The sequence below is a fragment of the Polaribacter filamentus genome, from assembly GCF_002943715.1.
GTDB lineage: Bacteria > Bacteroidota > Bacteroidia > Flavobacteriales > Flavobacteriaceae > Polaribacter > Polaribacter filamentus.
In genome coordinates this window covers 494,128-517,524 of the sequence record NZ_MQUA01000013.1, presented here as the reverse complement: position 1 = coordinate 517,524, position 23,397 = coordinate 494,128, and the positions used below count along the sequence as shown (strand labels likewise).

At 31.3% G+C, this 23,397-nt stretch carries 18 protein-coding genes and 1 pseudogene; 4 read left to right on the top strand and 15 right to left on the bottom strand.

Annotated features, from left to right (window positions below; genetic code table 11):
- Nucleotides 1-20 precede the first annotated feature (20 nt).
- A complete protein-coding gene (locus BST83_RS04420) occupies nucleotides 21-3,188 on the bottom strand; it encodes a glycosidase (RefSeq protein ID WP_104808747.1) in 3,168 nt (1,055 codons plus the stop codon).
- Between the two features lie 689 nt (nucleotides 3,189-3,877).
- Here BST83_RS04420 and BST83_RS04410 point away from each other — a divergent pair.
- A pseudogene (locus BST83_RS04410) lies at nucleotides 3,878-5,003 on the top strand (ISAzo13 family transposase).
- Nucleotides 5,004-5,298: 295 nt separating this feature from the next.
- Here the strand turns inward: BST83_RS04410 and BST83_RS04405 are convergent.
- The 7 genes from BST83_RS04405 to BST83_RS04380 all read right to left on the bottom strand — a co-directional run bounded on the left by BST83_RS04405 (nucleotide 5,299) and on the right by BST83_RS04380 (nucleotide 15,290).
- Nucleotides 5,299-6,654: a hypothetical protein gene (locus BST83_RS04405; protein ID WP_104808746.1), complete on the bottom strand. Its 1,356-nt coding sequence runs from the start codon at nucleotides 6,652-6,654 to the stop codon at nucleotides 5,299-5,301.
- A 35-nt stretch (nucleotides 6,655-6,689) separates the two neighbouring features.
- Nucleotides 6,690-8,204 (bottom strand): RagB/SusD family nutrient uptake outer membrane protein, encoded by a 1,515-nt coding sequence (locus BST83_RS04400; RefSeq protein ID WP_240614650.1) that lies wholly within the window; start codon nucleotides 8,202-8,204, stop codon nucleotides 6,690-6,692.
- Nucleotides 8,205-8,243: 39 nt separating this feature from the next.
- Nucleotides 8,244-11,267, bottom strand: coding sequence for a SusC/RagA family TonB-linked outer membrane protein (locus BST83_RS04395; protein WP_205853552.1), 3,024 nt, complete (start codon nucleotides 11,265-11,267; stop codon nucleotides 8,244-8,246).
- A gap of 227 nt (nucleotides 11,268-11,494) precedes the next feature.
- The gene (locus BST83_RS20455) at nucleotides 11,495-11,869 is read right to left on the bottom strand and encodes a helix-turn-helix transcriptional regulator (RefSeq protein WP_240614649.1); all 375 of its coding nucleotides are present in this window, start codon (nucleotides 11,867-11,869) and stop codon (nucleotides 11,495-11,497) included.
- Nucleotides 11,870-11,991: 122 nt separating this feature from the next.
- Nucleotides 11,992-12,654, bottom strand: a complete 663-nt coding sequence (locus BST83_RS20450) for a triple tyrosine motif-containing protein (RefSeq protein WP_240614648.1) — start codon at nucleotides 12,652-12,654, stop codon at nucleotides 11,992-11,994.
- Between the two features lie 44 nt (nucleotides 12,655-12,698).
- Entirely contained in the window at nucleotides 12,699-14,135 is a 1,437-nt protein-coding gene (locus BST83_RS20445; protein ID WP_240614647.1) for a two-component regulator propeller domain-containing protein, read from the bottom strand.
- A gap of 642 nt (nucleotides 14,136-14,777) precedes the next feature.
- Complete coding sequence (locus BST83_RS04380; RefSeq protein ID WP_170062714.1) at nucleotides 14,778-15,290, bottom strand: hypothetical protein; 513 nt, start codon at nucleotides 15,288-15,290, stop codon at nucleotides 14,778-14,780.
- Here BST83_RS04380 and BST83_RS04375 point away from each other — a divergent pair.
- Nucleotides 15,284-16,336 carry an alpha-amylase family protein gene (locus BST83_RS04375; protein WP_240614646.1) on the top strand — a complete coding sequence of 351 codons (1,053 nt, stop codon included), beginning with the start codon at nucleotides 15,284-15,286 and terminating at the stop codon, nucleotides 16,334-16,336. The genes BST83_RS04380 and BST83_RS04375 overlap by 7 nt on opposite strands.
- Here the strand turns inward: BST83_RS04375 and BST83_RS04370 are convergent.
- Both BST83_RS04370 and BST83_RS04365 read right to left on the bottom strand, forming a co-directional pair.
- The gene (locus BST83_RS04370; protein ID WP_104808740.1) at nucleotides 16,333-17,469 is read right to left on the bottom strand and encodes a cysteine desulfurase family protein; all 1,137 of its coding nucleotides are present in this window, start codon (nucleotides 17,467-17,469) and stop codon (nucleotides 16,333-16,335) included. The genes BST83_RS04375 and BST83_RS04370 overlap by 4 nt on opposite strands.
- Before the next feature lie 15 nt (nucleotides 17,470-17,484).
- Nucleotides 17,485-18,030 carry a DUF8465 domain-containing protein gene (locus BST83_RS04365; RefSeq protein ID WP_104808739.1) on the bottom strand — a complete coding sequence of 182 codons (546 nt, stop codon included), beginning with the start codon at nucleotides 18,028-18,030 and terminating at the stop codon, nucleotides 17,485-17,487.
- Nucleotides 18,031-18,093: 63 nt separating this feature from the next.
- On the opposite strand from BST83_RS04365, the gene BST83_RS04360 reads away from it, so the two are divergent.
- A complete protein-coding gene (locus BST83_RS04360; protein WP_104808738.1) occupies nucleotides 18,094-18,723 on the top strand; it encodes a low molecular weight phosphatase family protein in 630 nt (209 codons plus the stop codon).
- 122 nt (nucleotides 18,724-18,845) lie between these two features.
- Here the strand turns inward: BST83_RS04360 and BST83_RS21375 are convergent, their stop codons facing one another.
- From BST83_RS21375 to ppk2 (BST83_RS04350), 4 genes are all read right to left on the bottom strand, one after another.
- Complete coding sequence (locus BST83_RS21375; protein ID WP_170062738.1) at nucleotides 18,846-18,956, bottom strand: hypothetical protein; 111 nt, start codon at nucleotides 18,954-18,956, stop codon at nucleotides 18,846-18,848.
- 43 nt (nucleotides 18,957-18,999) lie between these two features.
- Nucleotides 19,000-19,149, bottom strand: coding sequence for a hypothetical protein (locus BST83_RS19790; RefSeq protein ID WP_170062737.1), 150 nt, complete (start codon nucleotides 19,147-19,149; stop codon nucleotides 19,000-19,002).
- Nucleotides 19,150-19,232: 83 nt separating this feature from the next.
- Nucleotides 19,233-20,018, bottom strand: a complete 786-nt coding sequence (gene ppk2 / locus BST83_RS04355) for a polyphosphate kinase 2 (protein WP_104808737.1) — start codon at nucleotides 20,016-20,018, stop codon at nucleotides 19,233-19,235.
- A 6-nt stretch (nucleotides 20,019-20,024) separates the two neighbouring features.
- Nucleotides 20,025-20,885 (bottom strand): polyphosphate kinase 2, encoded by an 861-nt coding sequence (gene ppk2 / locus BST83_RS04350; RefSeq protein ID WP_104808736.1) that lies wholly within the window; start codon nucleotides 20,883-20,885, stop codon nucleotides 20,025-20,027.
- A gap of 93 nt (nucleotides 20,886-20,978) precedes the next feature.
- On the opposite strand from ppk2 (BST83_RS04350), the gene BST83_RS04345 reads away from it, so the two are divergent.
- On the top strand, nucleotides 20,979-21,929 hold the full coding sequence (locus BST83_RS04345) for a lipid A deacylase LpxR family protein (RefSeq protein WP_104808735.1): 951 nt from the start codon (nucleotides 20,979-20,981) through the stop codon (nucleotides 21,927-21,929).
- On the opposite strand, the gene BST83_RS04340 is transcribed toward BST83_RS04345, so the two are convergent.
- Nucleotides 21,926-23,350: an ATP-dependent DNA helicase gene (locus BST83_RS04340; RefSeq protein ID WP_104808734.1), complete on the bottom strand. Its 1,425-nt coding sequence runs from the start codon at nucleotides 23,348-23,350 to the stop codon at nucleotides 21,926-21,928. The two genes, BST83_RS04345 and BST83_RS04340, sit on opposite strands and share 4 nt — an antisense overlap.
- Nucleotides 23,351-23,397 lie beyond the last annotated feature (47 nt).

The following is a 23,397-nucleotide window of genomic DNA, read 5'->3' as shown; positions in this document are numbered from 1 at the left end:
CATGATATCTCTTTTATAAATTATTTACCAATATTAATATGAATGTAAGTTCTTATTTCCCACTCTGAACCATTAGGAAACCCAACAGGACTAATAATTGGTGAAGTAGCAAATTCCTCTGCGATATTAGGGCTATATCTTGGAGAATTTTGATCTAATGATCTCCATGTACCACGAACCCCTACCTTCGTATTTGGTAACATAAACCAACCTGGTTTTCCTAAACTAGTAGATAGGTCTAACATTAATTGCGTTGGAAAGGTTAAGTTAAAATCCTTGTGGTAATCAAAAGGCCCCCAATCATTAAATTTTGCTTGTGCAGTAACCTTTAATTTATTTAAAATCATTCTAACATCTCCTCCAAAACGTTTAATCAATCTTGCATCATTCCCATTTGCCTGACCATTCCCATAGAAAAAATTACCAATAAACCCAAAATCTGGACCGACTTTAGAGACCACTCTAGAACTTATTTCCCATAAATCTTCTGCCGGAGCAGCCGTTGGAAAAGCAAAAAATGAACGATCTGCTAAAAACCCAATGTGTGCATCTTGCGTTGTCGGCAAGTGTCTGTATACGAAACCTAAATTCATAGCAAATACAGCGTCTTCTGCCCTGTCATTATCCCATTCATACATCCAAGTTCCTGGAGTAGGATCATAGCTAAACAACCATTCCATTCCTGCAGTTTCTCTGTTGCCTCTTACAGCAAAAGGATCGTCAATTACATTTCTCAATCTCCCGGTTCCCGTCACATCATTCGGCATTGCCGCTATCAATGGTTTTTGATATAAAAAATTTGGTGCTATCTGGAGGTCTCCAAAAGTATAAGTAGCACCAGTTAAAACATTTACTTGATTTCCACTTCCATTATCTTTTAATTTCCACCCTGTAAATGTCTTTGTCTGATCAGCACCTCCATTCGCAACTAAGCCCATGTAAGCTCCCTGGGCATACCAATTAAAAAGACCATTTTGGTAGGTGACTTTCGCTTTACCACCCCAATTATCCCGTGAATTTATTTTATCTTTATAAATGATATAGTTTCCAGAAGTACCTCTTGCATCCTGAAAAGTACTTCCATTTAAAGGGTTACCTGCCCAAAGAGCACCTACATTAAATTTAAAATCCCCAAAACTTCTTTCAATTGCAAGGCCAAATCTCTCTGTAGGAAATGCCGGAATAATACCTGATCTTAATTGATTTGCATCTAAGACTCTTCTTCCTGTTTCAGGATCAATTTTAATATCTGTATTTAAATCTCTATGATAAATACCTGTAACACCCCAATTTCCGAAATTTCTACTATATTTTAACAAGGCTGTAGGGTTTGCTCCCCACCATAGTTGTGGTCCAAATGCTGCTTTTAATCCTTTAAAAACACCTTTACCATCCATCTCAATTCCCGAGATTTCACCACCATAAATATCTAAATTTGGACCGTAATTTGCTTCTGTATAAAAACCAAAGAAATCTCCTTCATCTGCCCAATGATAATGTCCCGTTCTATAAAACCCTCTTAAATCAAAATCTTTAGCAGACCACTCAAATTCTGCATTGTAAACATTTACTCGGTTTACATCACCTAAAGTAACATTACCATTTTCTGTATTTACATTAATATCTCTACCTCTATTTTCATAGAAAATTTCATCGATAGCATTTTCTGTAATATTTCCTAAAACGTTAAAATTTACATTGGCTCTCATATTAGGCGAAGGATTTCCTTCTACACCAATATAATATGACTCCATGTGATCAAAACCTAATTGATTTGGATACCCTGCTAAATTTGAGTCTGCAGTATTTGGAGTTGTAATTAAACTACCCCCTGTATTAAATGTAGAAAACTCTGCACGTAAATTGCTAAGCTTAAGTTTTTCGTTACCTCCAATGGTAGCTTTATCACCTCTCGCTCTTAAAACACCATCCATTAGATTGATGTTTGAAAAATGGTTTAAAATGGATGCTGCAGTATTTCCTTTTTCTAGAGGATTTATACTGTGTACTTCTTTTAGAGCATAATATGCTGCTCTTGGATATAAAGTATACAAACCTTCTGAGTTAGTTGGGCCTTTAGCACAAATTCCAAACCACTCTTCATTCATGTTGTTATTACTACCTTTTATGTCTAAATAATATCCTCCATTAGACCAAGATGCATTGTTATCGTGTACATCTAAATTTTTTGTTTGACCATATTTCCACCAGCCATCTGAAAATTGAAATGTAAACCCACCAATTGCATTTCCTGCTTTTCCTAAGCCTGCAGCATTTTGATAAATTTCTTTCCAGTTTTCTACCATATAAAATGCTTGCATCTTTTGATCCTCTTCATTGCTAACTGCATTAAAAGCATCTGCACCAAATTCTGTGAATAAAATTGGCATACCTAATTCCTTTTTTACTCTTTCAAAAGCATCTGTAAATGATTTACCACGGTACATATTAGTTCCGTAAATATCTACATCTTTACATTCTTCAGCAATAATTTCAGCAAACAATAAATCACCATTACAAATAGCAATTGGTAAATTATTATTTATCGATTTCATTTTAATAGCTGCGTCATTCATCAATTTATACATTGGCCTACCACGACTCTCACCTATAAATTTTTTCTTTTCCTCCTCTTCTGGAAAATCTTCTGTTTCTGCTCCTGCCCAGAACAAACCATAATTATTTTCATTTCCTAATAAAAATAACAACAAACCAGGGATATCCTTATACTCCTTGGCCATTGCAGTAACTTCTGACAATAGCAAAATCTTAGTTTTAGGATCACCATATTCAGTAACTGGTGTCCAAACTCCGTTTATAGTTAGGCCATATCTACCAAACGTATGGTTTAACATTGTATAAATACCGTATGTTTCATAAACATAGGTAATCCATTTAGGCTGCATACCTGTATACACTCTAATAGTATTAACTCCCATGTTCTTTAAAAGACTCATTTCAGCATCTAAAGCGGCTTTAATCAACTCATCTGATTGCTTCCAAAGACTATAAGCATAGTTTTCACCAATTGGAACATAATCCCAATTCATACCGTTAACCATGAAATCTCTACCATTTACAACAAGTTTCATTCCTTGTTCGTCGCTAAATACAGAAACTTTATCTGCTTGTGCAAAACCATTTAACACGAATAAGAAAAGTGATAACTTCAAAATAATGTTACTCATAATTTTAATTTTTAATTAATGTTTGCACTTTTAATGCTTAATTATTACAAAATTTAATACAATTAATTTTTATTTTTTAAAACTAAAATAATTTTATTAGTATTTATCAAAAAAGACCTAAACAAAAAACATACATCGTAAGATTTTAACAAAAGGCCTATTTATATTAAACTTATAAAGAAAAATATGAAGTTCTACTTTGATTATTATCTCTATATGTTGTGGTGTTGTATTGTTAAATTTAAATACAGATTAGTGAAATAGGGAGTTTTATGTATTCTAGATTTTAAAAAACAGCATCAAAAAGCATCAAGCAATAAATTAATGTTCCTTAATTGTTGAAACTTTATACTATTTTTAAAAATTTCTATTGGTTAATAAAAAAGGTCAGTGATATACTGACCTTTTTTTATTAGCTTAAACTTGTTATCAAAGAATGATTATAAACCACCAATCAAAATCACTTGCTGCATCAGTTGTTTTTAAAATCATTTCATTGGGCGTTTCTCTACTGAAAATTTGATAGGTATGATTTCCACCTGTATAATATCCTATAAATGCATTACTAGTGTTAAGTTAATTATAATATGACGGATTTATTTTGTATTTCTGAAAAAAACATGATACGATACATTATTAAACTAAGTATTTGATACAAAATAAAGTGTACATTTTTAATAAATTGGCATATGGAAAAAGCACATCTTTTATTAAAAAAGAAATACGATTTATTACTTCCTCATTTGGATGAAAAATCAAGACGTCTTTACCTATCTTCAGAATCTATTGGTTTAGATAGAGGGAAAAAGCATCGTTTCTAATCTTACGAAAGTTTCAAGAGTAACCCTTATTTTTGGTGAAAAAGAGTTGTATTTAGAACCAACAAACCTATCCGATAAAGGAATAAGAAAAAAAGGGGGAGGTAGAAAAAAAGCGATTGCTTTAGATACTACTCTGGTTCAAGCGGTAAAGGATTTAGTTGCCCCTCATACATTAGGAGACCCTATGAGGCCTCTTTTGTGGACAAGCAAAAGCATTAGGAAATTGGAACAAGAAATTAATTCCCAAGGGTTTACTATCAGCTATAATGTTGTCAATCGAATTTTAAAATCAGAGTAATTTACTTTACAGTCAAACAGAAAAACAGATGAAGGTGGGAATCATCAGGATCGAGACGCACAATTTAAACATATAAACAAAACTACAATGGATTTTATGGCAAATGGAGACCCTGTGATTTCGCTTGACTGTAAGAAAAAAGAAGTAGTAGGTAATTTTAAAAATGGAGGAAAAGAATGGGATTTAAAAGGAAATCCCAAGGATGTAAAAGTGTATGATTTTATAGATAAAGACTTAGGGAAGGCCATTCCTTATGGAGTGTATGACATTTGTAAGAATGAAGGATGGATGAGCATTGGGGTTAATTTTGACACCGCAAAATTTGCAGTATCTAACATACGGAATTGGTGGTATGAAATGGGGGCGAATCTTTACAAGATCTTTCAAACGAATTAAACAAGGATATATATATTAGTCATTTTCCTCAAGGGACTAGTAAATGGAACAAAATTGAACATAAAATGTTTTCGTTTATTTCAATGAATTGGCGAGCAAAACCATTAACAAGTCTTCAAGTAATAATAAACCTGATTGCAAACACTACAACAAAAAAAAGGTTTGAAAATAAAAGCTAAAATGGATGAAAGAATTAACGAAAAAGGAATTAAAATAACTGATAAAGAATTGTTAGAAATAAATATTAGTAGAAACGAATTCCATGGAGAATGGAATTACATAATTAAACCAAAAGTGTAAATATTATTTTGTATCAAACCCTTAGAAAAATAAGTATTCACTATTAAAAAAAAAATTTCACCTAACTATAGAGCCTACCTGATAATAACAAATCTTTGTATAAAGTTACTTCTTCGGTAATCCTGTTAGACTGAGTAAGATTCAAATTGTTTGTAAAACTCTAAATGAAACGCATAAAAAAATCTCTTGGAGTTAAACTCCAAGAGATTAAAATATTTTTATTGAAACCTATAAAAGTTTTATAGGAGTAGTAATCAATTTAAAAATATAAATCTAATATCAATCAATCCTATATTTATTGTCTCACCAATTTATACGACCAAAATCCACCACCAGCAATTTCTATATCTAACTCTAAAGTATTACCATCTAAAACAGCAATATAAGTTATTGAGCCTGGTGCATCCCCTGGAGCTGCTAATTCACCACCATTAAAAGGTTTAGATAAACCCAAATATGCACCTTTTCCATTAAGCGTTACTGCACTGGCACCAGCATCATAAGTAAACGTTGCTGCTGCACTTCCGTCATGTGGAAAAACTGGTGTACCACAACCATCTGGTGTAGCACCTTGCCATCCTTCTAACCAAGTATCTGCTCCTAAAACATTTGAAAAAGTGCCATCTGCGTTAAATACATATTCATCATCAAATAAACATGCTCTTCCGGTTACATCATCTGCTGAACTTGAAAACCAAGAAACATTATCCTTTGCTGGGCCAACTCCAAAAGCTCCCGATTCTGGAGCTAATTTCCAAGTACCTTCTATCGAAGGTGCTGCATCTCTAACTAATTTATAAGACCAAAATCCTCCACCAGCAATTTCTATATCTAACTCTAAAGTATCACCATCTAAAACAGCAATATAAGTTATTGAGTCTGGTGCATCCCCTGGAGCTGCTAATTCACCACCATTAAAAGGTTTAGATAAACCCAAATACGCACCTTTTCCATTAAGCGTTACTGCACCGGCACCAGCATCATAAGTAAACGTTGCTGCTGCACTTCCGTCATGTGGAAAAACTGGTGTACCACAACCATCTGGTGTAGCACCTTGCCATCCTTCTAACCAAGTATCTGCTCCTAAAACATTTGAAAAAGTGCCATCTGCGTTAAATACATATTCATCATCAAATAAACATGCTCTTCCGGTTACATCATCTGCTGAACTTGAAAACCAAGAAACATTATCCTTTGCTGGGCCAACTCCAAAAGCTCCCGATTCTGGAGCTAATCTCCAAGTACCTGCTAAAGGGTTACCACCTGCTGTTGGTGGCGGTGCTACTACAAAAGTTACCTTATGTTCTTTAGTTATAGAAACATCTGCAACTCCTTCCAGCGAAGCAGTAACAGTAATTATATAAGTCATTGTTTCATCTGGGTAATCATACGTAACCATAGGAGCACTTGTTTGAAATAAATCTGTATCTGAATCTGCAGTTGCTCCAAAATCTACGGTATATAAAATATTCCCATTTCCGAATGCTGTTGTAGGTATTACTCCTGTTTTTGTTCCATCCGAATTTAATGTTGCCACTACAAAGTCTAAACCTGTAATTGAAGCCACATCGTCATTGTCATCTTCACAAGAAATTGTAAAGCTTGCTAAAAATACTAGTAGGATGTATGATCCTTTTTTTAATAAATTCATATTCTTCTGTTTATTGTTGTTTTACTTAATTTATATTAATATCCTGGGTTTTGACCCCACTTTTCTACCGCATTCGCCAATTGTAATTCTACTAAAGGAATTGGGAAAATTTCGTGTTTATTTTCTGTGAAATTTACAGCATTAAATTCTGCCGGCTTGCTTGCATTAAATGCATCAAAGTTAGCTTTCGCTTTACCTGTTCTTACAAGATCGAAAAAACGATGACCTTCACCAGCTAATTCTTTACGTCTTTCTGTATAAATTGCTTCTAAAAGAGAACCTTCAGCAGTAGTGTAATTTTGACTATTATTACCGAATGCTCTTGCTCTTACTTCATTTAGGTATGCAGCTGCATTTGAACCACCACTTTGCACTTCTGCTTCTGCAAGCATTAATAATACATCTGCATAACGAATTGCTCTGTAATTATTAGCATGGTTTAATGGATCTGCACCTATTTTAGCATCTGCTTTACGTGGTAAATATTTACGATTAAAAAAACCAGTATCATCTCTACCTTGAGAATAAGTATCTTGATCATTTCTTAAATCTAAAAAGGTAACTTCTCTTCTGTTATCATTTGCATCAAATAGATCATATAATTGTTGTGTTGGTAAATTAAATCCCCAACCTGATCTATATACTGGATTATCATAAGGAGATCTTGGTCCATTATATTGAACAAAATAAGATCCTTCACTACAGATAATACAACCCCATGACGCAGCTTCAACTCCTGAATACTGGATTTCAAAAACAGATTCGTCTCCGTTCTCACCTTCACTTTCAAAAAGGTTTGTGTAATCTGCGCCTTGTTTTAAACTATATTTACCATACACATGAACTAAAGTAGTCGCTGCCTGTGCAAATTTAGAATTATCAAAGGTACCATGATATAAATATACTTTACCTAATAATGCTTGAGCAGCACCTTTAGTAATTTTATATTTTTGACTTTGAGTCGCTGGTAAACTAGTAATAGCTTCTTTTAAATCTTCTTCAATTAAGCTATATACATCTGCAATACTACCTACTCTGTTTACATCAAACTCTTCACCAAATAAAATTCTTTTATCTGTCATTCTATTTACACCACCTCTTTCTTCAAATGTTAATGGAACATCTCCAAAAAACTTTGTCAATTCAAAAGTGAAATAAGCTCTTAAGAAATAAGCTTGTGCTATTACTGCAGCTTTACCTGCAAATTCTGTTTTATCTTTAAATTCTAAAACATAATTAGCTCTATTGATTCCTGCATACATCAATTGCCATACTTCTCTTAATTGATTATTATCAGAAGGTGTATGAATCATTGAATTGATATTCTGCAATGTTGGTTGATCATAATTAAATGGATCTCCACCAGCAATAAAATCATCTGAAGCAACTACGCTTATTAAAACATTTTGAAAAGTAGCTTGTAATAAATCATAAGCTCCTATAAGAGCACTTTCGTATTCTTCTTCAGAATTAAAGTAATCTTCTGCTTCAACCCCTATAGGATCTACATCTACAAAATCATCACATGCTGTAAATGTTATTAGTACCATTAAAAGATACTTTACTATTTTTATATTCTTCATCTTTTATTAAAAATTTAAGTTAACACCTAACAAATAAGAACTTGCAACCGGATAAAATCCTTTATCTACACCTGCTCCAATTGGAGATCCAGAACTTGCTGAAGGATCATAACCTGTATAATCTGTAATTGTAAATAAATTATTTCCTGTAAGATATATTCTTAATTTACTGATTCCTGAACCTGCTAAACTACTAGGTTGAATCGTATAACCAACTTGTATGTTCTGTAATCGAACAAAAGAAGCATCCTCTACAAAGAAATCAGAAAAATTATCTGTATTTATTGACGCTCCAGCAAAAGCTCTTGGTACAGTATTACTTGTACCAGTGCCTTGCCATCTGTCTAACATATAAGTACCTCTATTTGCATATAAATCTTTACGTTCATAATCTCTAACCATATCATTACCTATAGATGCAAATGCATTTGCACTGAAATCAAAGTTTTTATATGAAAAGCCAATATTGAAACCCATTGTAAGATCTGCTATTGGATCTCCAATATATGCTTTATCTGCATCTGTAATCTCTCCATCACCATTCGTGTCAACAAACTTTAAGTCTCCAGGACCAGCTGTATTATGATATATTCCATTTGGTGATGATGCATTTAAAGCATCAATTTCTGCTTGTGTTTGATACAATCCGTCAGTTTTAAATCCATGAAAATATCCCATTGGAAAACCAGCTTCCATTCTTGATGTGAATATTCCTAAACCAACTCCAAAATCCCCTCCTTGTTCAAAACCTGAATCACTTGAAACAAAAAGTACTTCATTATCAATTGTAGTAAAGTTAAAACTCATATTAAATTTAAAATCTTCTGAAAAACTATCATTGTAATCAATCTTAAATTCAAAACCTTTGTTTTCTACTGTTCCTGCATTTTTAACAGGTGTAGAAGCACCTGGCGCATACGGCCCAATTAAACCTGAGACTTGAGGTGCAATTAATAAATCTTCTGTTCTTTTTGAGAAAGCATCCATAGAAATTTTAACTTTTCTATCTAAAAAACTAGCATCAAAACCAATATTAGCAGATTTTTGTTTTTCCCATCTTATATCTGGATTTCCAATTTTACCAATTGCAACTCCAAATAATAAATCTTCTTGTGTTACTTCATTATTGGATGCGTATACTCCTTCACCATTTAATAATGAAACAAATGCTCCACCAGGTATTTTATCATTACCAATAACACCGTAACTTGCTCTAATTTTTAAAGAGTTAATTACTTTATTGTCTTCAAAAAATGGTTCATCTGAAACATTCCAACCAACTGATGCTGATGGGAAATAACCAAATTTATTATTTGGACCAAAACTAGTTGAACCGTCTCTACGAAGCACTGCAGATAATAAATATTTACCTTTATAACTATATTGCAATCTTGTGAAAATTGAAGATAAACGGCTATCAAAAAAACCTACTCCTCTTGCAATATCAAAATCTATAACTCTAGGCTGGACTAATGTTCCATCTTGACTAGATCCATAAAATTGTTCTCCTGTAGTTTTAAATATAGAAGTACCTAATAAAACAGTTAAATCATGATCATCGTTAAATATATTTGTATAATTAATATAGTTATCCCAAGTATAATCATCATAAATATCAGAAAAATCTGTTGTAAATTCTTGCAATCTATTTGCAGATTTCCCTGGACCATAATCAGCTATTGGACTAAAAGAATCATAAAGAACTGTTGCGTGATTTATTTGAAACTTAGAACTAGCTGTAAAGTTTTTTAAGAACGTATAATCTAAACCAATAGTAGCACTATATCTGTCTATTCTTGTTGTATTATTATTATTCGCAATTTGTGCTAATGGGTTTATGATTTCAATTTGTGAAATATCATCTACAGTAGAAAAATTCCCATTCTCATCTCTAATCGCCAAATCTGGATTCACGTTTACTGCACTATATAATACAGAACCAATTCCTCCTTCAGGTAAATTATTCTTTTCAGAGTTTGTAAATAAACCTGTTGTAGATAATTTTAAATTATCTAAAATATCATAATTAAAACCTATTCTTGCCGTAGTTCTTGTAAAGTTAGATTTACCTACACCCACAATTCCATCTTGATCTAAACGAGATACCCCAAAAGTATATGCTGCTTTTTTAGTACCACCACTTGCACTAAAATTAACACTAGAAATCATTGCTTGATCAAATACTTCATCTTGCCAATCAGTACCTTTATTTGGATATACAAAAAATCTTGTTTTGTCTCCCGCATCATTTACATAAAGTGCAAAATCTCTAGCATTTAATAAATCAATTTTTTTACTAGTTGATTGAATACCTGTCCATGCATCTAATTGGAATTTCAATTCAGATTCCTTTCTACCAGATTTCGTCGTTATTAAAACAACTCCATTCGCAGCACGAACTCCATAAATACCAGCTGTAGCATCTTTTAGTACATTGATACTTTTGATATCATTAGGATTTAAAACTGATAAATCTACAATTACGTTACCATCAACTAAAATTAATGGACTACTATCGCCGTTTGTAGAAACACCACGTATTCTAATATTAGAACTACTACCTGGAGAACCAGATGCAGAGGTAATATTTACCCCAGCAACTTGACCTTGTAACGCTTGTTCTACTCTAGTTGGGTTCAGCCTCTCAATAGCCTCAGCATCAATTACAGTTACTGCACCTGTTACTTCCTTTTTTCGTTGCGTACCATACCCTACAACTACAATTTCATCTAAAGATTCTGCAGACCCGTCTAAACCTACATTAATAGTTTGTTGGTTAACAGTTACTTCTTTTTGGGCGTACCCCAAATAATTAAAGACTAGTGTGGCTCCTTTTTCTACATTAGAAAGACTATAAAGTCCATCAAAATCTGTTTGAGTACCTGTGGTTGTACCTTTAATAGTAATACTTACTCCTGGCAATACATCTCCAGTAATTGCATCTTTTACAATACCCTTTACATTTATTGTTTGAGCAGTTGCCCAAAAACTAATAAACATAAAGATCAGTAATGAAATCTTTTTTCTCATAAATAATATTTTAATTTATAATAATAATAATAATAATAATGTAAAAATAGTGCTACTTTTTTCTTATATCACTAAAAAGAACCCCAACAAAAAACATACACAACAAGAAAATAAGTTGAATCTGTTGCATATACTAATGTTAATAAAATATTAAAAATACGTTATTGGGATGTAAACACCACTAATGTTGTGGTTTTGTATAGGTGATTTTTACGAATGTTGAGGCATTATACTTCTAATATATAACTTGTTAAATTTTCATCATGAGGTAAATTCATTTTTTTCCTTAATCTATAGCGTTTTACTTCCACACTTCTTGGAGATATATTTAATAAGGGGGCTATTTCTTTTGAAGACAAGTTTAGTCTTAAATATGCGCACAATCTTAAATCATTTGGAGTTAACTCTGTGTGCTTCGATTTTATTTTACCAAGAAACTTTTTATCCGCATTATTAAATGCTTCTTGAAACATTTTCCAATCGTCTCTATTGTTTAAATTTTTATCAATTATTTTAACAACTTTATTTAGGTTCTCTTTTCCTCCGGACACTAACTCCATTTTTATCGAACTTAAAAATTCGTTCTTTCTAATAATACTCATTGTAGAAGTTGCTAACTCTCTGTTTTTGACTTCAATATCATTCCTTAGTTTTTCGTTGTTGAGCTTTATTATTTTTTGTGAACTTTCTAATTCTTGTAATTCTAACTCCTTTTGTGCTTTCTCTAATAATTTTCCCTTTGATTTCTGTAATATTTACGATGTAAATCGTTCACTACATACCCTAAATAGATAAAAATAAGTATGTAAAGAGTAACCATTAAATTGCTAACATACCAAGGCTTATCAATTTTAAAAGAATACACTGCAACATTATCACTTAATTTATTGTCAATAGAAGCTCTTACCTTAAACGTATAAGAACCGTAAGGTAAATTTTCGAATAATAGCGAACTTGAATTTGATAAATTACTCCATTTTTCGTTAAGGCCACCTAAGTGATACTGATATTTTATAGAAGATGTTTTATTATAGTTTGGAACACTATAATAAAACTCAAAATTATTTTCATAACTTTTAAAATTACTACTTTTAGATAAGCTCAACCTATTCCTCGGGCTCTCAAATTCATGATTTAGAACCTTATTAATGCTTATTTTAAAAGTATTTGATTCTTTAATACTATTTAAATTAACAATTAAATATCCATCACTAGTACCAATCAAATATTTTTTATCACTTAAATAAATAATATTTTCATAGCCAGAAGCACCTTTATGTACTGATCCTTTTATCGGAATTATCTCTAAATTTGGTTCGTCACTTAGTTTCCCAGGTGTGAAATATCGAATATCTTCTTTTGTAAAAGACCATAATTTGTTACTCACTTTATCAAACAATAATTTTGCTGATAAAAATTTATCTTTCGGAACTAACTTGCTATAAATGGAATCAAGTTGAAATTTATCTTCTGCAGCATCATATCTAAAAACCCCTTTTTACTAGAATAAAAAATATCTTTATGATATTTCATTAAACTTGAGTGAATCCCTTTTTCTACGGATTCGTCCTTTTTAACTTTTAAAACTTTTCTAAAATCTTTATCAACTTCCAATTTAAAAACACCCTTGTACTCATGATTTACAAATATCTTATGGCCTTCTTCCACCATAAAATACTTGCTAGAATTAAAAAAACCATCAATTTTATTCCTTAACTTCCATGAAGAACCCTCTTTTGAAAGTACATACAAACCATCATAATTACCCTGAAGTATCGTAGTTTCGTTTATTTTTTTAACGCCCCAAGTACCTTCTGCTCCTTTTATTAGTTGTGCTTCATTATTATTGATAATAAATGTCCCCGAATCATGACTACAAAATAATGTATTATCTATTTCATCCAAATTCCAAACTTGACCTTGAGTATTTTCAACAAACTGAAAATCATTTTCTGAATCTTTTTTTCTATAGTATAATCCTTGATTTGTTCCTAAATACAAATAGCCTTTAAAAATAATTGAAGCGTAAATTGTACCCCAGAAATTGTTCTTTTTTTCATATAATTTAAATGGAGATGTTAAATTTATAGTGTTAATTCCGTTATCTAAACCTAACCATATATTGCTATCAAAGTCTTCGAAAATACTTAAAACAGTATTATTACTTAATCCTAAGGCTTGCGTTACTTGGTAGTTTAGTTTCCCTTCTTTTGAAATATAAATAAGTCCATCAGAAATTGTACCTATAGCAATGCTGCCGTCTTTTAAATGATTTGCACTATAAATCGTTTTATCTAATAAAAAATCATTTGAAAGTGTTTTCCAGGGCTTTATTTGATCAATATCTAAAAAGAAAAAACCTTTTTCTTGAGTTAAGAAAAGTAATTTTTTATCTTTTAAAAAAATATCTACAATCTTATTTTCTTTTAAAATTGTATCATCTGAAACTAATTTAGGAACACCATTTTCTATTCTATAAACTCCTTTCGTATTTTCTTGAAAATAAATAATTCCGTCAACGATAGATAATTTAAGAATCTTTCTTTCTGCACTTATCGTATTTATGGTGTTTGTTTTTAAATTAAATAAATAAATTCTTTCTAAAGATTTAAAAATCATAAATCCATCCAGCTCAAAAATTTCCCAAATTTGCTCGTCTTGTAACATTTTAATGTTCTGCTCTTTTACAATTGAAGTATATTCTAAAATGCCAAAATCATTTTTTACCCAATAACCAAAGCCCATGTAAAAACCAGTATAAATCTTATCTCCAAAAGATTTTACAGAACGCATTATTGTTTCATTTGGCGTAGGATACAACTGCCAATTAGCACCATTATACTCTAATAAACCTTCGTTATTTGCCACATAAATAAATTTATTAGGAGCTTGAGTTATTGCCCAGTTTTGGTTTTCGGCGCCATACATCTCCGGAGAAAAAATATTTATTGGAGGTATTTCTTGAGAGTACGACGTATAGCCGTGTAAACATATAAATATGATTATTAAGACTTTAAGAGATTTATAGCACATATACAGCGTTGTTGAGTTAACAATATAGCGCAAAATACTTAAAATTAGTATATTAAAATAAATCAGTATAGTTATTTTTAATTTTATTTTAATATTCTAAGGATAAAAATAAATGTTACACTGTTCTTTTTTGACTAGCAGTGCACCTAGTATTAAAAAAAAATAGTAACTTTATAAAAAATAAATAATTAATGAATTTCATAAATAAATTAGGAATTGCTAATACAATTATGCTTGTACTGTGTTTTTTGATAATTCTTTTTGCAGAGTATCTGTTTTTAACTGGCGAAAAACTTCATGGTATCTTTATGGGACTTTGGGCTCCAACATTATTAGGTTTAATGATTTTTCTAAAACTAATTAAAAATGAACATCGATAGTATCATTATTTATTTTTCTATTTTTGTAGTAATATGTGTTGTTATTTGGGCCTATTTTATGATCAATGAATTTAATAAAGCAAGTAAAAATTAAGTTTTATTCTATTTTTTCTAACAAAACAACACTATAAATAGATGTAAAATTCACTTTTCCGTCTATTACTACTACTTCTTTATCAGAATAAAAATCTCTTAGTTTTTCTCCATCTTCAAAGACTGAAGAAACATCAATAAGTATATTTTGTTCTAACATATTTATTGCCATCACCACTTTGTCCTCTTTTCTTATTCTTGAAAACACCAAGCCATTTTCATCAGAAATTAGTTGGTGCTTTCCTGCGCCAACAGACATATGATTTGCTCTAAACTGACCTAGTTTCTGCCAATGTCTTAGAATTTTCTTAGTATCATCATTGCTATTTATGGCATCCCAATTCATAAACGAACGCAAAGTTGCATCACCCACAGTTCCTTCTATAATTAAATCTTTTGCAGCTTCATCTCCATAATATACTTGGGATGTTCCAGGTGTCAATAATAACATTGTGGCTGTTTTATAAGGCATTTCTCTTTCTTTATCAAAAGGTTTGCCGTCATCATGAGATGTCATGTAATTTAAAACTCCGTTTAGCTGAAGGTAAAGGAGTGATGATGTGGGGTAAAATGACAGATCCTTATAGCCAATTAATTATGGGTTATGGCGCTAATTCTAATATTAATGGAATTGGACATAAATCTCGTGCACAGTTCAATGGGCCTAGACTTATTGGGTATCCAGAAAGTCATGATGAAGAAAGAATCATGTACCGAGCTGTTACTTTTGGTAGTGATGCAGTATCTAGTCATAATGTAAAAGATTTAAATACAGCATTGTCAAGAATGTCAGCAATTGGTGCTGTGAGTTTAACAATTCCTGGTCCAAAAATGATATGGCATTTTGCTGCTTTAGGAATGGATATTTCAATCTTTACGTGTAATAACGGAACGGTAAATGAACCTGGTGGTACTGACGGAGATTGCAAATTAGATACGAAACAACAACCTCAATGGTCAGAAAACTGGCTATCCAACCCAAGCAGAAAGAAAATTTACGATGATTGGGCGAGAATGAATGCACTAAAAATTAACGAACCTGTTTTTGAAGGAGATTATACGATTACTTCTGGTTCTTTAACGCCAAGAATTGATATTTTTGATACAAACATTCCAACTACGCAACTAAGAAATGTAGTTATTTTGGCAAATTTTGATGTAGTTTCTCAAACCGTAAACACAAATTTCCCTATTGCTGGAAACTGGGTAGATTTGATGGACAGCTCAGGAAATTCAACTTACAGTGCAGCAACTATAAATTTAGCTCCTGGTGAATTTAAAATTTTCGGAAATCAAGCAGCGACATTATCTACTGATGTTATTGCTATCGATTACAATATTTTACAACTGTATCCAAATCCTACATCAAACTTTTTTTCATTATCTACAGAAGTAAAAGAAGTTCGTGTTTTTGCTGTTACAGGAAAACAAGTTAAACAGTTCACCAACAATAACATAAAAACAAATGTATTCTCAGTAACTGATTTAAAAACCGGAATTTATTTTGTTAGAATTCAAGATTCTGAAAACAAAATAGAAACCAAAAAACTTTTTATTAACTAATCTAAAAGTTCTTTTAATTTTATAATAGTGGTATCAATTTCTTCTTTTGTAGTAAATTTTGAAAAAGAAAAACGAACAGACGTCTTATCTGCTTCCTGATCCTTCAGAATTTCAGCTAAAACGTGAGAACCTTTATTGCTTCCACTTTGACAAGCAGAACCACCAGAAACAGCAATTCCTGCCATATCTAAACTAAACAATAACATATCATTATTAACAGGAAAACGAACGTTTAAAATAGTATAACTACTTTTTTTGAAGTCTGATGAACGTCCATTAAACTGAATATCCGCAGATATATTTAGCAATTCAGTAATAAAATACTGTTTTAGGTTTTCTATATATTTTGTATCACTTTCCAGATTGCTCATTGCAATGGTTAGCGCTTTATCCATTCCTAAAATGGAGTGCACATTTTCTGTACTAGACCTTGCTCCTCTTTCTTGATCACCTCCATAAAACATTGGTAAAACTCCAAATCCTTTTTTAAAAAAAGCAAAACCAACTCCTTTTGGTCCGTGGAATTTATGAGCGCTTGCCACAATAAAATCTATAGGATATTTCTGTAAATCTAGGGCATAATGCCCAATTACTTGAACTGTATCAGAATGAAATAAAGCGTTATATTTTTTACATAAAACACAAATTTCATCAACAGGTAAAATGTTACCAATTTCATTGTTGATATGCATCAAACTCACCAACGTTTTTTTATCCGAAGTAGCTAAAATTTCTTCTAAATGATTTAAATCTATGGCTCCAAATTCATCGACATTTATAAAATCTAAAATGATATTTTGAGTTCTTTGAAGAAACTCTGCAGTGTGCAAAACTGCATGATGTTCAATTTTTGAAGTAATAATTCTCTGAACTCCAAGGTTTAAAACGGCATTATTTAAAATTAAATTATCTGCTTCTGTACCTCCAGCAGTAAAAATAATTTCGGGTGCAGTTACGTTAAAATGTTTTGCGATATTTTTTCTAGCTGTTTCAACGGCCGATTTTGCTTTTCGTCCGAATTGATGAGTAGATGAGGGATTTCCAAAATTTTCTTGCATCGAAACATGCATCAAGTTTAAAACCTCAATATCAATTTTTGTTGTGGCGGCGTTGTCTAAGTAAATAGGTTTCATAGTGCAAAAATACAATTAATTAGGGTTTTGTAAAATATGGACTTCCGTGGCTCCTAAACCATATTTTTTGTATGAAGCATCATAATATCTCACTGGATATTTATTAAGTAAATAATGTAATTCAGATTTTAGAACTCCTTCTCCAACTCCATGAATAAAAACAATTTTAGAAATTCTTTTACTAATAGCAAACTCAACTTTACTTTTTGCCGTATCTAATTGCAGATTTAACATGTCATAATTATCCAAACCTCTTACCGATTTTACTAACTTATTAATATGTAAATCAACCTCTAAAATAACCTCGTGTTTTTCTTTTTGAAAGAAGCTTTTTTTAGGTTTATTGGTGATCATTTTCTCTTTTAAAAGATCATTATTTATATCAGAAAATTTGCTTAGTTCGTCTTGTTCTTGGCCTATCTTAACTAATTCTGATTCATGAAAATTAAAAATCATTCCATCTGTAGTTTTAACAGAAATCACACCACCGTTAATATTGGTTACGATTCCTTTTAAAACATCATCTAAAACAGCAACTTTATGACCAATTTCTAAACGCATTCTTAACTTTCTTTTAATTTACAAAAGTACTTTATTTACTTAACTTGCAACGAAAATAACAAGATGCTTAGCACTTCAACTATTTCAGTAGAAAATTTTTTTGAAAACGCTTATAAAAAAGTAACAATTTCTGATGAAAGAAAAACACTTTTACTTAAAATTTCTGATGCAATTACAAAAGAACATACTCTAGATAAAGAAGTTAACCTTAACTTTATATGCACTCACAATTCAAGAAGGAGTCAATTAGGGCAAGTTTGGAGTTTTTATGCCGCTCATTATTTTAAACTGAATATCAATGCTTTTTCTGGAGGAACAGAAGTAACCGCATTTTATAGAAATACGGTAAAAACGCTTCAAAAAGTTGGTTTTGAATTTCAATTAACAGATTTTTCGCATCAAAATCCTACCTATCAGATTTCTTTTAAAGGTACAAAAAAGGCTATTTTAGGTTTTTCTAAATTTTATAGCGATCCTTTAAATAAAGAACCTTTTATGGCAATTACAACCTGCAATAATGCGGATGTAAATTGCCCATTTATACCCACTGCAAGTCATCGTTTTCATTTGCCTTTTGTAGATCCAAAACATGCTGATGGATCAGATACACAAGAAGAAACTTATTTACAAACAAGCCAACAAATTGCTGGTGAAGTTTATTTTATTTTTTCTGAAGTTAAAAAGTTAGTTTAACTATTTCCTAAAAATAACATTTGTTATGAAGCAACCATCTCGAATTTCTTTTTAGATTCAAATCTAAATGAAAAATAATTTCGTGAGAACTAAAATTACCACCAGGTGTAAATAAGTTATAATCATAAGCCGTATCTTATTCTATATTTCTCACTTATAATGAGCGCGAATAAAGTAATAACCGAATTTTCATAGCGATAAGAAAATCCTGCTTCAATAATTTCTTCATACAAAAAGTTAGCATTCAGATCTATTGAAATCCTCCCATTCAATAACTTAGAGCAACAAATCTAAATTTACAGAAAACTGAGTAACCGGTAAAATATCATCCTCATCTGTATCATTTGCCAAAACTCCTGATGCAATGCCATTTAGTGCTGTATTTATTTCGGTCGTATCGTAATCTAATTTAGCCGATGGGGGCACGTGTGCAAGTAAGAACTGTGAAAGTTACAAGAAAATAATAAGTTTGATAGTTCTATAAAGCTTAAAAGTCTAATTCAAAAAAACTAAATTTTTAAGTTTTTATCGTAAGGAATACTATCTAATATATGATTGATAACATTAGCTCTAGCTTCTGTTTTTCTATTAGCACGTATAATTTTCCACGGGGAAATCTTCGTATTTGTTTTTGCGAACATTGCATTTTTATACCCTGTGTATTGATCCCACAAAACTTGTGCTTTTTCGTCTAATTTGGTCATCTTCCATTGTTTTAAAGGATCATTCTTAATATCTTCAAAACGTTGCGCTTGTTCTTTTTTAGAAATAGACATATAAATTTTAACCAAATGAATTCCCGATTCTAAAATCATTCTTTCAAAATCATTTACTTGATTCATAAAGATCTCGTATTCTTCTGGTGTACAAAATCCGTTTACCGGCTCTACAACCGCCCTATTATACCAACTTCTATCAAAAAAAACCATTTCTCCAGCTTTTGGAAACTGCTCAACATATCGTTGAAAATACCACTGAGATTGTTCATCTTCAGATGGTTTTGGCAACGCTACAATACGCATATGACGTGGATTTATACGCTCTGTAACCCGTCTAATTGCACCACCTTTACCTGCAGCATCTCTTCCTTGAAAAACAACAATTACGCGTTCATTATTATTAATTGCCCAAGTTTGCAATCTAATTAATTCAGTTTGCAATTTCTTTAGTTTTTTCTGATAATCTAAATACCTAAGGGCTTTTACAATATTAAAAGGCTCTTTAGATAGCAAAGCCAAAAATCCTTTTTTAGAATTCAACTTTTGTACGTCTGATGCTGTTAATTTTATATCCATAAAAATTTAATCTATTTGTAGCGTATTTGAGCGATAATAACGCATAGCAATGTTTGGATCTGGGTTTACAACTGTACCTGCGTCTAACTTTCCTTCATAATCAAATTGTGATAAAACATGTCTCATCGCTTCTAATCTCGCAACTTTTTTATCATTGGTTTTAATAATCATCCAGGGACTGTATGAAGTATGTGTTTTAGAGAACATTTCTGACTTATAATGTGTGTACTTATCCCACAAAATTTGGCCTTGTTTATCAACTGGACTAAATTTCCATCTTTTTAAAGGATTTTCTTTTCTAGCTTCAAAACGCACTTGCTGTTCCTCTTTGGTGATTGATAACCAAAACTTTATTATAACAACGCCGTCCTCATACATCATATGTTCAAACTCCGGAACTTGTACTAAAAATTGTTTGTACTGAATCGCTGAACAGAAGCCCATTACAGGTTCTACAACCGCTCTATTATACCAACTTCTGTCAAAAAAAACAATTTCACCAGGATTTGGCAATTCTTTTACATATCGTTGAAAATACCATTGGCCTTTTTCTAGATCCGTTGGTTTATTTAAAGCTACTAATCTACTCGACCTTGGGTTTAAATGCTCCATAAATCTTCGGATATTTCCTCCCTTACCTGCTGCGTCTCTTCCTTCAAAAACAATAGCAACTCTTATCTTTTTTTTGGAAATATAATTTTGAAGTTTCACTAACTCTATTTGTAATAACCGTAATTCTTTATTATAAAAAAGCGTATCTACTACCTTGTTATAAGAAATATTTTTTGTCTTTAAAAGCGATAAAAGTTCTTCATTATCTTTTATGTTCTCAAATTCTTCTATACTTACAGCTTTTTTTGTATTCATCTATCTAATTTAAAGGCCCTAAAATAAAACCTTTTTTTCAAAAATCTGTTAAAAATTTACTCTTTTAAATTAGTTATTTTATATTTGTCTGGTATGAAATATAGTCTTTCTTTTTATTTTCTGTTTTTTTCTTTTTACATTCTTTCTCAAGAAAAATTCTCTAAAGAAATCAGTTTTACAAGTGACAACGATTTATATGTTTCTTCGCAAAAAGACAGGTATTATACAAACGGAACATTTTTAAGCTACCGATATCTTTCTCAAATAAAAAAAGAAAATCAAGAAAAACGAATTTTTGAGTGGAAAATTGGCCACGAAATGTATACGCCTTATAAAGCAATTGTGCAGAATATTAATGATCATGACAGACCTTTTGCCAGTTATTTATTTGGAAGTTTTGGCGTTCATCGGGTGTACAAAAACCATAAAATTTTAAATACCTCTATTCAAATTGGCGTTGTTGGCTCAAACGCTTTTGGCAAAGAGTTGCAAGATTTTATACATGATATCTACGGATTTAAAAAAGCCATTGGATGGGAGTATCAAATAAAAAATGCTTTCGGATTAAATTTTAATGCAGAATATTTTCAATTTTTGGTAAAAGATCCTTCAAATTATTATGATATTTCTTGGATAAATACGGCAAAATTAGGAACAATTTACACAAATATTTCTTCGGGATTTTATGCTAGAATAGGTTTTAAATCCTTGGCTAAAATTACAAATTCCATTGCGTTTAATACAAATTTAAATAATGAAAAAACAAACTTTAATAGAGCGGTAGAATCCTTTTTATATATAAAACCAATGGTTAGCTATTCACTTTACGACGCTACATTACAAGGTAGTTTTTTAAATACAACAAGCCCTGTTACTAAAGAGTTGGTTCCTTTAATTTTCCATTTAGAGGCAGGTATAAAATTTACCGCAAACAGCTTTAATTTTGGGTATGCTTTTAATTACAGCACTAATAAATCTAAAGAATTAAGAACTGATAATGGTAATATCTACGGCACCATTTCCATTCATTATTTACTTCATTAATCAATAAAAAAATCATCTTTAAACCCTATTAAATACAACTTTTCTTGTGCTCTTGTAACTGCCGTGTATAGCCATCTAATATATTCTTTAGAAACACCATCAGGCAAATATGGTTGTTCTATAAAAACAGTCTTCCATTGTCCTCCTTGAGATTTGTGACAAGTCATCGCATAAGAAAACTTTACTTGCAGCGAATTAAAGTATTTGTTCTTTTTAATCGCTAAAAATTGCTTGTATTTTGATTTTTCGTGCGCATAATCCTCTTTTACTGCTTGGTATAATTTATTAGATTCTTCATACGTCAATGACGGACTTTCGCTTGTTAACGTGTCTAATAAAAGAACCGTTTCAAAAGGTTGCATTTCTGGGTAATCAATCATTTTTAATTCCACTTCCGCAAAGTTAAAACCATACAATTCTTTAATCGAAAAGATTTTTAAAACTTGGCAAATATCACCATTAGCGATAAAACCGGCTGTAGAATTTTCCTCTAACCAATAATAATTATTTTTTACAACCATTACAAAATCGCCTGCTGAAATCTCATTTTCTTGTCCGCGAATTCTTATCCGTATTTGCTGATTGTACTCATTCGCTCTTTTGTTAGAGCGCACAATAAAAGCGGTATCTTCTACTCCATCAGAATCATAAGCAGACACCAAAGCGTCTTCAATATCATAACCATCAGTCAATCTTTGGATGTCTGGAAAATCAATATCAAACTGAAAATTAGTTCCCTCATTTTGCAATAACAATCTTAATTGAGTTGCATTTGCCAAAATTCCTGAGTTTTCATGTTGTCGCATTACTTCATCCAACTCAATTTCTGTAACGCTTTTATGATACTCATAGGTTAGCGTGTCTGCTATTAATGCAGGACTTACATCTAATTTTACAGGCGGAAGTTGGGCAGTATCACCAATAAAAATAATTTTACATTTTTCGCCTGCATATACGTAAGAAATTAAATCATCCAACAAAGAACCAGCTTCAAACAATTTTTGATTTTGTCTGCTATCAGGAATCATGGAAGCTTCATCAATAATAAAAATAGTGTTTTTATGCTTGTTGGGTTGTAAAACAAAATCTACAGAACCATTCGATTGCTTTTTAGGAAAGTATATTTTTTTATGAATTGTAAATGCTGGTCTTTTAGAATAAATAGAAATCACTTTAGCCGCTCTTCCTGTTGGGGCTAATAATACTGCTTTCTTGCCCACCGCGCCAAGTGCATTTACAAATGCACTTATGATAGTTGTTTTTCCAGTACCAGCGTATCCTTTTAATAAAAATAAAGCATCTTTTTCTTCATTAAAAATAAAAATACTTAATAAATTTAATAATTGACTCTGTTTAAGCGTTGGTGTGTATGGAAATTTCTTTAATAATTCCTTGTAAAAATCAGTAGTTATTTTGTACATATTTGTCTTAAATGACCAAAGATACATTTCTTTATAAAGAAAAATTT